Origin of the sequence: Neisseria sp. HMSC074B07 (assembly GCF_001810355.1) — a bacterium.
In the GTDB taxonomy this organism is placed as follows: Bacteria; Pseudomonadota; Gammaproteobacteria; order Burkholderiales; family Neisseriaceae; genus Neisseria.
The window spans coordinates 12,110-21,041 of record NZ_KV800958.1 but is presented as its reverse complement, the minus strand read 5'-3'; the positions used below and the strand labels follow the sequence as shown (position 1 = coordinate 21,041).

Annotated in this window: 7 protein-coding genes; 6 read left to right on the top strand and 1 reads right to left on the bottom strand. The window is 54.1% G+C overall.

The features are described from left to right. Positions 1-373 precede the first annotated feature (373 nt). From HMPREF2726_RS08900 to HMPREF2726_RS08890, 3 genes are all read left to right on the top strand, one after another. Positions 374-2,689, top strand: coding sequence for a NosR/NirI family protein (locus HMPREF2726_RS08900; RefSeq protein WP_210399693.1), 2,316 nt, complete (start codon positions 374-376; stop codon positions 2,687-2,689). Positions 2,690-2,809: 120 nt separating this feature from the next. Next, a complete protein-coding gene (gene nosZ, locus HMPREF2726_RS08895) occupies positions 2,810-4,780 on the top strand; it encodes a TAT-dependent nitrous-oxide reductase (RefSeq protein WP_070603054.1) in 1,971 nt (656 codons plus the stop codon). A gap of 209 nt (positions 4,781-4,989) precedes the next feature. Then, entirely contained in the window at positions 4,990-6,345 is a 1,356-nt protein-coding gene (locus HMPREF2726_RS08890; protein ID WP_070603052.1) for a nitrous oxide reductase family maturation protein NosD, read from the top strand. Between the two features lie 54 nt (positions 6,346-6,399). On the opposite strand, the gene HMPREF2726_RS13905 is transcribed toward HMPREF2726_RS08890, so the two are convergent. Continuing rightward, positions 6,400-6,624: a hypothetical protein gene (locus HMPREF2726_RS13905; protein ID WP_148132501.1), complete on the bottom strand. Its 225-nt coding sequence runs from the start codon at positions 6,622-6,624 to the stop codon at positions 6,400-6,402. Between HMPREF2726_RS13905 and HMPREF2726_RS08885 the strand changes: the two genes are divergently transcribed. From HMPREF2726_RS08885 to HMPREF2726_RS08875, 3 genes are read left to right on the top strand one after another with little or no spacing between them, the layout of a single operon-like run. Then, positions 6,623-7,519 (top strand): ABC transporter ATP-binding protein, encoded by an 897-nt coding sequence (locus tag HMPREF2726_RS08885; RefSeq protein WP_009311593.1) that lies wholly within the window; start codon positions 6,623-6,625, stop codon positions 7,517-7,519. The two genes, HMPREF2726_RS13905 and HMPREF2726_RS08885, sit on opposite strands and share 2 nt — an antisense overlap. After that, entirely contained in the window at positions 7,516-8,346 is an 831-nt protein-coding gene (locus tag HMPREF2726_RS08880; RefSeq protein WP_003759052.1) for an ABC transporter permease, read from the top strand. Before HMPREF2726_RS08885 ends, HMPREF2726_RS08880 begins: the two co-directional genes overlap by 4 nt. Then, the gene (locus tag HMPREF2726_RS08875; protein WP_003759050.1) at positions 8,343-8,837 is read left to right on the top strand and encodes a nitrous oxide reductase accessory protein NosL; all 495 of its coding nucleotides are present in this window, start codon (positions 8,343-8,345) and stop codon (positions 8,835-8,837) included. The genes HMPREF2726_RS08880 and HMPREF2726_RS08875 overlap by 4 nt, the downstream gene beginning before the upstream one ends. Positions 8,838-8,932: the final 95 nt, after the last annotated feature.

Sequence of the window (8,932 nt, the reverse complement as noted above, 5' to 3'; positions counted from 1 at the left end):
CTTGTCCTGATTTAAATTTAATCCACTATATTCAATAAACCGCAACTTGAAAAACAAATCAGTGCCGCATTACCTGCGCCATGTACAGATTGCGATTGCCATCCTATATCGAAAACATATTAATACACCACGAAACCCAAAATTGTTTAATCACCCGGTTTTCTATTCCATTAGCAACAAAATTAGAGCCATCTCCACATAATCACAAAGTATTACTTACCGTTAAAACCAGGTTTTAAGATTTGTAAATTTGACATAGGTCAAATTATTGCAAATAATGGATTCATATAATGTTAATGTTTAGAGTATCGAATAATCGGGAACAGCCATGTCCTGCCTAAAAACGAAACACACATCAGGCATCTTGAATACGATGCTGGCGATGTTTGCCGTATTTGTCCTATTGTTTTCGACACTGCCCGCTTACGCCGAGCGTTTGCCTGACTTTTTGTCAAAAGTCCAGCCTTCGGAAATTTTTCCGGGTGCAGACCGTTATGGCAAGCCTGAAGGCAAGCCTATGGTTGCCCGTGTTTATAAGGGCGACGAGCAGTTGGGTTTGGTGTATATCACGACGGACGTAGTCAATACACGCGGCTATTCGAGCAAACCGATTGATACAATGATGGCTTTGGCCAACGACGGAACGATCGCCGGTGCGAAGCTGGTCGATCACCATGAGCCGATTATGCTTATTGGTATCCCGCAGTCGCGTGTGGATAAATTCATCAATAAGTATATCGGTTTGAATTTTATTAAAAATCCGCCTACTCCGGGCGTTGCCCCCGGGGACATCATCAGCGGCGCGACCGTTACGCTGATGGTGATTAACGACAGCATCCAGCGTTCGTTCAAAGTTGTTGCCGGCAAATATGGTTTGGGCACTGACAAAGCCGTTCAGACGACCTCCGCCAATGCTGCGGATACGCAACAGGCTGCTGCCCCTGCGGCTCAAACCCGGCCTCGCCGCGCTGTCAACCCGGACAAACAGGACATCCAATCTTGGAATGCGCTGCTGGAACAAAAAGCCATCGGTCATCTGCACATTACTGTTGATGAAATTAACAAGCTGTTTGAAAAAGGCGGCAAAGCAGGTGTTGCCGAACACGCCGAACAAGGCGCAGGCGACGATACCTTTATCGATTTGTACACAGCCGTAGTCAGCCAGCCTTCCATCGGCAAAAGCCTGCTGGGCGAGGAAGGTTGGAAAAACCTGCAAAACCGTCTGCAACCGGGTCAACAAGCTGTCTTGGTTGCCGGTGAAGGCCGTTATTCTTGGAAAGGTTCGGGCTATGTCCGCGGCGGTATTTTCGATCGTATCGAGATGATTCAAGGCGAAAACAGCTTCCGCTTTACCGACGCGCAACACGAACGCTTGGTTGATTTGGCAGCCGAAGGTGCGCCCCACTTTAAAGAAGTATCTTGGTTTACGATTCCCGAAGGTGTGGAATTCGATGCTGCCGAACCTTGGCGTTTGCAGTTGATGGTTCAACGCGTATTGAGCGTAAACGACAAAGCGTTCGTAACCGCCGATTTGGATTACGAGCTGCCTCAAGGTTACTATGTCGATGACCCGAAAGCACCGCCCGTCGAAATCAGTGCGCCAGTCGAACCGGCAGCCGCTCCTGCCGCCGAACAAGCCTCAGACACAAAAGGCATAGCCGAAGAAGCCTCTGAAGCCTCTTCAAACGACGGTGCGTCCAACCAACTCTGGAAACAGGTGTGGAAAGCGAAACAGGGACAAATCGCCGTAGTCGGCATCGCATTGACCATCCTGCTTTTGGTCTTCCTGTTCCAAGACTGGATTGTCCGCTATGAGAAATGGTACGACCGCTTCCGCCTGGTATTCCTGACATTTACCCTGTTCTATATCGGCTGGTACGCTCAGGCGCAACTGTCGGTCGTCAATACGCTGACACTGTTCTCCGCCATCCTGACCGAATTCCGTTGGGACTTCTTCCTGATGGATCCGATTGTGTTCATCCTGTGGCTGTTTACCGCCGCAACCATGTTGCTGTGGAACCGCGGTACATTCTGCGGCTGGCTCTGCCCCTTCGGTTCGCTGCAAGAGTTGACCAACCGTATCGCCAAAAAATTGGGCGTGAAACAAATTACCGTGCCACACCTGCTGCACACTCGCCTGACTGCGATTAAATACGTCATTTTCTTCGCACTGTTGGCAATTTCCCTGTACGATTTGGGCACGGCGGAAAAATTCGCAGAGGTAGAACCTTTTAAAACGGCGATTATTTTGAAATTCGTCCGCGAATGGTGGTTTGTCGCGTTTGCCGTTACCCTTTTGGTTGCAGGCCTGTTTATCGAACGCTTCTTCTGCCGCTATCTGTGCCCATTGGGCGCGGGCATCGCCCTACCCGGCCGCTTCCGCGTATTCGACTGGCTTCGCCGCTACAAAATGTGCGGCAACCCTTGCCAAATCTGTACGCACGAATGCCCCGTTCAGGCGATTGCACCGGAAGGCGACATCCATCCGAACGAATGTATCCAGTGCCTGCACTGCCAAGTCATGTATCACCATGACACACGTTGCCCGCAAGTTGTGGCAACCAATAAGAAAAAACAAAAACAGGCGGCGGCAAAAGCCGACCCCGAAACCGCATCTGCAAAACAGCAGCCTGGGGAGCAGGTTGTGCAGTTTGTGAAAAAAGAAACCGCCCCTAAAGCCGGCGAATAATCTGAAACCCTAAAGAAATACCGGGTCAACCGTACCCACACTTATAAACATAAATACGTTTTTTCAATCGGCAGGTCGTCTGAAAACGCCGGCTGCCGAATTTTATCCAAGGAGTGTTGTATGTCAGACGAAAAATTAGAACAAAACGGCTTAAGCCGTCGTTCATTCTTAGGTACTGCCGCCGTTTCAGGCGCAGGTATTGCCGGCGCCGGTCTGTTGGGTTTGGCGGGCTGTTCCAAAGAGGGTGGCGATAAAGCCGCCGCTTCAGGTGCTGCGCCTGCCGCTAAAACCGAGTCTCATGCCTCTGCCGAACCGGGCAAACAGACTTCCGAAGTCGGTCCGGGCGAACTCGACCAATACTACGGCTTCCTCTCCGGCGGCCAATCGGGCGAAATGCGCTTGATCGGCGTACCTTCCATGCGCGAACTGATGCGTATCCCCGTGTTCAACATGGACAGCGCGACCGGTTGGGGCCGTACCAACGAGAGCCTGCGTATTTTGAATGAAAAAAATACGCCGGAAACCAACCAGTTCCTGAAAGACAGCGGCCTGCGCTGCTACCCTAACGGCGACTTGCACCACCCTCACTTGTCGTTTACCGACCAAACTTACGACGGCCGCTACGCGTATGCCAACGACAAAGCAAACAACCGCGTTTGCCGCGTCCGCCTGGACTTCATGAAAACCGACAAAATCACCGAAATCCCTAACGTTTCCGGTGTACACGGTCTGCGTCCGCAACGTTATCCGAAAACCGGCTACGTCTTTGCCAACGGCGAACACATCGTACCGGTAAGCGGCGTGGGTACTTGGAACGACGCCAAAACTTGGAATGCCGTTTATACCGCCATCGACGGCGAAACCATGGACATCGCATGGCAAGTATTGGTGGACGGCAACTTGGACAACGGCGATGCCGACTACCAAGGCAAATACTCCTTCTCCACCTGCTACAACTCCGAACGCGCCCTGACCGTACAAGGTGCTTCTTCCAACGAGCAAGACTGGTGCGTAGTCTTCAATCTTGCCGCCATCGAAGAAGGCATCAAAAAAGGCGACTTCAAAGAAGTCAACGGCGTGAAAATGCTGGACGGCCGCGCAGAAGCCAATTCCCCTTACACCCGCTACATCCCCGTGCCGAACTCTCCGCACGGCTGTAACGCTTCCCCTGACGGCAAATACATCATGCTCAACGGTAAACTGTCTCCGACCGTTACCGTATTGGACGTCAGCAAACTGGACGATTTGTTCGCCGGCAAAATCAAAGAGCGCGACGTGGTTGTCGCCGAACCCCAACTGGGTCTCGGTCCTTTACACACCGCGTTTGACGGTCGCGGCAACGCCTACACCACGCTGTTTATCGACAGCCAAATGGTCAAATGGAACATCGACGACGCCATCAAAGCCTACAAAGGCGAAAAAGTGGATCCGATCAAACAGAAACTCGACGTCCACTACCAACCCGGCCACAACCATACGACCATGGGCGAAACCAAGGAAGCCGACGGTAAATGGCTGGTATCTTTGAACAAATTCTCCAAAGACCGCTTCCTCAACGCCGGCCCGCTGAAACCGGAATGCGACCAGTTGATCGACATTTCCGGCGACGAAATGCGCCTGGTACACGACAACCCGACCTTTGCCGAACCGCATGACCTGTGTTTGGTTGCCGCCTCCAAAGTCAACCCGAAAAAAACCTGGGACCGCAAAGACCCATGGTTCTGGCAAGACGCTGTGGAACAGGCGAAAAAAGACGGTGTCGAGCTGGAAAAAGCCGCCAAAGTCATCCGCGAGGGCAACAAAGTCCGCGTATACATGACTGCCGTTGCGCCTGCGTACAGCATCCCGCAATTCGAAGTCAACCAAGGCGACGAAGTAACCGTATATGTGACCAACGTCGAAACCATCGAAGACTTGACCCACGGCTTCACTTTGGAAGGCTACGGCATCGCCATAGAAATCGGCCCGCAAGCTACCCAATCGGTAACCTTCAAAGCCGTCCGTCCGGGCGTACACTGGTACTACTGCCAATGGTTCTGCCACGCCCTGCACATGGAAATGTCCGGTCAAATGATTGTTAAACCCCGATAATCGGGTTTGACGGTTTATCACTGACTTAACGGAAAGGTCGTCTGAAAAAACTTTCAGGTCTTAGCGAAACCCGCTGCCCTCGTTTTCAGACGACCTTTTATAGCAGAACCGTTTGGACGCAACAGACTGTTCCGCTATAAAACAAAAACACGGCCCTCACAGGCAGGCATTACCGCGCCGACGCACACCGCACGAATCAGAGGAACTCCATGCACACACCCCAATTCAAAACATGGCGACGCGCTGTCCTGACATTTATGTTCGGCGGCATGATTCAGACGACCTTTGCAGCCACCATCGACGTTTCCCCTACCGACAACCTCCCCGAAGTCATCGCGCGCGCGCAGGCAGGCGATACACTCAAGCTCGCCTCCGGCACTTACAAAACCAAACTGCTTATCGACAAACCCATCACTATCGAAGGCCCTGCCGACCGCTCCGCCAAAATCGAAGGCGACCGCACCGGCCGCACCATTGCCGTCATTGCCCCCGACGTTACCCTGCGCAACCTCACCGTCACCCGTTCCGGCATGAGCCTGCCCGCCATGGACGCCGGCATCTACCTCGAAGAAACCGCCCCCCGCGCCTTAATCGAACACAACAACATCCTCGACAACTCCGTCGGCGTGTATATCCACGGTTCTGCCGAATCCATGGTGCGCGAGAACAAAATCGTCGGCGACTCCACCCTGCGCGTCAACGAACGCGGTAACGCCGTCACCGTCTGGAACGCCCCCGGCGCGCAAGTTATCGGCAACGACATTTCCAAAGGCCGCGACGGCATTTTCTCCAACACCAGCAAAAACAACACCTACAAAAACAACCGCTTCAGCGACCTGCGTTTCGCCGTCCACTACATGTACACCAACGACAGCGAAGTCAGCGGCAACATTTCCGTCGGCAACAACATGGGCTACGTCTTGATGTTTTCCGACCGCCTCAAAGTGTATGGCAATATCGCCGTCGGCAGCCGCGACCAAGGCATCATGCTCAACTACGTCAACTATTCCGACATCCACGACAACATCATCAACAAAGCCGGCAAATGCGTTTTTGCCTACAACGCCAACTACAACAAAATCGTCGCCAACCATTTTGAAAACTGCGAAATCGGCATCCACTTCACCGCCGCCATCGAAGGCACCACCCTTTCCGACAACGCCTTCATCAACAACGAAAGCCAAGTTAAATACGTCAGCACACGTTTTCTTGACTGGGGCGAAGGCGGACGCGGCAACTACTGGAGCGACAACAGCGCGTTCGACCTCGACGGCGACGGCTTCGGCGACAGCGCGTACCGTCCCAACGGCATCATCGACCAAATCATCTGGCGCGCGCCCGTTTCCCGCCTCCTGATGAACAGCCCCGCCATCAGCATCGTCAAATGGGCGCAATCGCAGTTCCCCGCCATCCTTCCCGGCGGCGTGATCGACAGCAAACCGCTGATGAAGGCAGGCAGCAACAAAACCACCACCAAATACGAGGCCATGAAAGAACAACTGTTGCAAGAAGCCAAAACCCATCAGTCCGAATGGAGCGATGCCGAAAACGGCTCATTGAACTAAACGGGACCGGCAAACACGCCCCCGCAAGGTCGTCTGAAAAGTTTTCAGACGACCTTAAAACCCCGCCGCAGCAAGGTTTTGCCCCTCATTGCCGTACCAACGGGCATTCGCCGCAAATACGGTGCAACCCGCAACGCAGGCAACAGTCGAAAACGCCGCCCCATAACAAACGTCGTCTGAAATCCCTCTCCCCTTTTTCAGACGACCCCATACAAAGAACGCCCTTTTCAGACGACCCGAACGTCGTCTGAAACCCAATCCACACAAGGAAGCACTCATGAGCGCACACCATGTCGAATTGAGAAACGTAACCAAACGCTTCGGCGCACAAAAAGCCGTCAACCAAGTCGATTTAGTCTTGAAGGCAGGCGAAAGTGTCGGTCTTGCCGGACACAACGGTGCAGGCAAGTCCACGCTCATCAAATTGATACTCGGGCTGATTACCCCCACCGAAGGCGAAGTCATGCTGCTGGGTGAGCGCACAGGCAGCAAAGCCGGCGCACAGTTGCGTAGCCAAATCGGCTACCTGCCCGAAACCGTCGCCCTACACCCTTCCCTCAGCGGCATCGAAACCCTCAATTTCTACGCCAAACTCAAAAAACAGCCGCTCACCAAAAACCACGAACTCCTCGAGCGCGTCGGCATTTCCCAAGCCGCCCGCCGCCGCGTCGGCACCTACTCCAAAGGCATGCGCCAACGCCTCGCCCTCGCCCAAGCGCTGCTGGGCGAACCCAAAGTATTGCTGTTTGACGAACCCACCACAGGCCTCGACCCCGCCTCGCGCCAAATGTTTTACGAAGTCGTGCGCGAACTCAACGGACGCGGCGCCACCGTCCTCCTCAGCACCCACGCCCTCGCCGAACTTGACGGCCACGCCGACCGCATCGTCGTCATGAAAAACGGTGTCAAAGTCGCCGACGGCAGCATGGACGAGCTGCACGTCCAAAGCGGACTCCCCCTCACCGTCAACATCCGACTCAAAGCCCCGCGTCCGTTAAGCGGACGCTGGCAGCCGCTTTCAGACGACCTCAGCTATCAGGCGCAATGTCAGGCTGAAGAACGCATGGCATTACTCAGCGAACTGGGCAACCTGTCCGACCTCGCCTACCTCGACATCCACACACCCACACTCGACGACATGTACGCACAATTCTTAAAAAGGGAGGACGTATGAACCCCGTTTGGATTATCACCGGAAAAGAAGTCCGCGACAGCCTGCGCAACCGCTGGGTACTCGCCGCCTCCGTCCTGCTTGCCGCCCTCGCCCTCTCATTGGGCTTCCTCGGCAGCTCGCCGACAGGCTCGGTTAAAGTCGATCCGCTGACTGTAACCGTTGTCAGCCTCTCCAGCCTGTCCATCTTCCTGATCCCGCTCATCGCCATGCTCCTCTCCTACGATTCCCTCATTGGCGAAATCGAACGCGGCACCATGGCGCTGCTGTTGAGCTACCCCGTTTCCCGCAACCAAATCCTTGCCGGAAAATTCATCGGACACCTCATCATCCTCGCCCTTGCCACCACCGCAGGCTACGGAATTGCGGGCATCACGCTCCAACTCGCCAACGGCAGCTTCGACATCGCCGCATGGAAACCCTTTGCCCTGCTGATTGCCGCCAGCGTCATCTTGGGCGCGGCATTCCTGTCCATGGGCTACCTCATCAGCGCGAAAGTCAAAGAACGCGGCACCGCCGCCGGTATCGCCATCGGCGTTTGGCTGTTTTTCGTCGTCATCTTCGACATGGCGCTTTTGGGCATCCTCGTCGCCGATACCCAGCAAACAATTACTGCCCCCGTCGTTGAAACCGTCCTCCTTTTCAACCCCACCGACATCTACCGCCTGCTCAACCTGACCGGTTACGAAAACACCGCCATGTACGCAGGCATGGCAGGTTTGAGCGAACAAATCAGCCTGACCATGCCCGTATTGCTGACCGCGCAGATATTATGGGTTATTATTCCCCTTATCTTGGCAGCAAGAATTTTTGGAAAGCGACAAATATGAAAAAGATTTTACCTGCGCTCCTCGCCGCCCTGCTCCTGAGTGCCTGCCCTAAAGAGGATGACACCCCGCCGCCTGAGCCTCAGCAAATCAGCGACCGCGCCGTGGGGCACTATTGCAGCATGAACCTGACCGAACACAACGGCCCCAAAGCCCAAATCTACCTCAACGGCAAACCCGACCGCCCCGTCTGGTTCTCCACCATCAAGCAGATGTTCGGCTACACCAAGCTGCCCGAAGAGCCTAAAGGCATCCACGTCATCTACGTTACCGACATGGGCAAAGTCAAAGACTGGAGCAAACCCAATGCCGACACCGCATGGATAGACGGCAAAAAAGCCTACTACGTCATCGAAAGCGGCTTCATCGGCGGCATGGGTGCGGAAGACGCCCTCCCCTTCGCCGACAAAGCCCAAGCAGAGAAATTTGCCAAAGAAAAAGGCGGCCGCGTCGTCAGCTTCGACGAAATGCCCGATTCCTACATCTTCAAATAATCCCTTCCCATCAAAAAGGTCGTCTGAAAACCTTATCCATCAGGTTTTCAGACGACCTTTTTATATAGTGGATTAACTAAATCAGGACAAGGCGA

What these genes read in the sequence shown, in the direction of transcription:
- HMPREF2726_RS08900 (WP_210399693.1), top strand. Translation starts at nt 374, where the DNA reads ATGCTGGCGATGTTTGCCGTATTTGTCCTATTGTTTTCGACACTGCCC.
- nosZ (WP_070603054.1), top strand. Translation starts at nt 2,810, where the DNA reads ATGTCAGACGAAAAATTAGAACAAAACGGCTTAAGCCGTCGTTCATTC.
- HMPREF2726_RS08890 (WP_070603052.1), top strand. Translation starts at nt 4,990, where the DNA reads ATGCACACACCCCAATTCAAAACATGGCGACGCGCTGTCCTGACATTT.
- HMPREF2726_RS08885 (WP_009311593.1), top strand. Translation starts at nt 6,623, where the DNA reads ATGAGCGCACACCATGTCGAATTGAGAAACGTAACCAAACGCTTCGGC.
- HMPREF2726_RS13905 (WP_148132501.1), bottom strand. Translation starts at nt 6,624, where the DNA reads ATGAGTGCTTCCTTGTGTGGATTGGGTTTCAGACGACGTTCGGGTCGT.
- HMPREF2726_RS08880 (WP_003759052.1), top strand. Translation starts at nt 7,516, where the DNA reads ATGAACCCCGTTTGGATTATCACCGGAAAAGAAGTCCGCGACAGCCTG.
- HMPREF2726_RS08875 (WP_003759050.1), top strand. Translation starts at nt 8,343, where the DNA reads ATGAAAAAGATTTTACCTGCGCTCCTCGCCGCCCTGCTCCTGAGTGCC.